The sequence below is a fragment of the Streptomyces cellostaticus genome (genome assembly GCF_023630175.1).
Classification (GTDB): Bacteria; Actinomycetota; Actinomycetes; order Streptomycetales; family Streptomycetaceae; genus Streptomyces; species Streptomyces cellostaticus_A.
In genome coordinates, this window is sequence record NZ_JALLIN010000134.1 from 1 (window position 1) to 1,297 (window position 1,297).

At 72.1% G+C, this 1,297-nt stretch carries 1 protein-coding gene; it reads left to right on the forward strand.

Translation table 11 applies throughout. The features are described 5' to 3' along the window. Positions 1-1,297 (forward strand): acyl carrier protein (locus MXD57_RS31315; protein WP_284506365.1); only part of this gene is annotated, 1,297 nt, incomplete at both ends.

Here is a 1,297-nt window from a genome sequence, read left to right on the forward strand (position 1 = left end):
TGGTCTGGCTGCCACGTCTTTGGCGTGGGGTCCGTGGGCGGAGGGCGGCATGGCGGCCGACGCGGAGCTTGATGCCCGGATGCGGCGGGGCGGTGTTCCGCCGATGGACGCCGATCTGGCGATCTCGGCGTTCGGCCGGGCGGCCGGTTCGGGTGACGCGGCACTGACGGTCATGGACGTCGACTGGTCCCGGTTCGCCCCGGGCTTCACCGCCGCACGGGCCAGCCGGCTCCTCACCGACCTGCCCGAGGCGGCAGCGGTCGGCGGTGTTGCCGAGAAGGACGTTCGCCCGGCGTCCGACGGCTCGTCGCTCGCCCAGCGGCTCCGGTCGATGACCGAAGGGGACCGCGAGCCGTTCCTGCTGGAACTCGTACGCGCCCAGGTCGCCGAAGTGCTCGGACACTCCGGTGCCGAGGACATCGAGACGGGGCGGGCGTTCCGCGAGATCGGCTTCGACTCGCTGACCGCCGTCGAGCTGCGCAACCGGCTCGGTGCCACCACCGGACTGCGGCTGCCGGCCACGCTCGTCTACGACTACCCGACGCCCCTCGCGCTCGCCGCGCACCTGCGTACCGAACTGCTCGGCGCGGAGACCGTGGCGGCCGGGCCGACGAGCACGGTTGTGGACGACGATCCCATCGCGATCGTGGCGATGAGCTGCCGATTCCCGGGCGGGGTCCGTACTCCCGAGGACCTGTGGCGGCTGCTCGCCTCGGGCGGTGACGCCATCTCCGACCTGCCGCTGGACCGGGGCTGGGACGTCGAGACGCTGTATGACGCGGACCCCGACGCGCAGGGCACGTCGTACGCGCGAGCCGGCGGGTTCCTGTACGACGCCGCCGATTTCGACGCCGACTTCTTCGGGATCTCGCCGCGTGAGGCGCTGGCGATGGACCCGCAGCAGCGGCTGTTGCTGGAGACCTCGTGGGAGGCGTTCGAGCGGGCGGGCATCGACCCGGAGACGCTGCGGGGCAGCCAGGCCGGTGTCTTCGTCGGCACCAACGGCCAGGACTACCTGTCCGTACTGCTGGAAGAGCCCGAGAGCCTCGAGGGCCACCTGGGCACGGGCAACGCGGCCAGCGTCGTTTCCGGACGGCTCTCCTACGTGTTCGGTCTGGAGGGTCCGGCGGTCACCGTCGACACCGCGTGCTCGTCGTCGCTGGTCGCCCTGCACTGGGCGATCCAGGCGCTGCGCAACGGCGAGTGCTCCCTCGCGCTGGCCGGTGGCGTGACCGTGATGTCCACGCCGGGCACGTTCATCGAGTTCAGCCGCCAGCGGGGTCTGGCGGAGGACGGG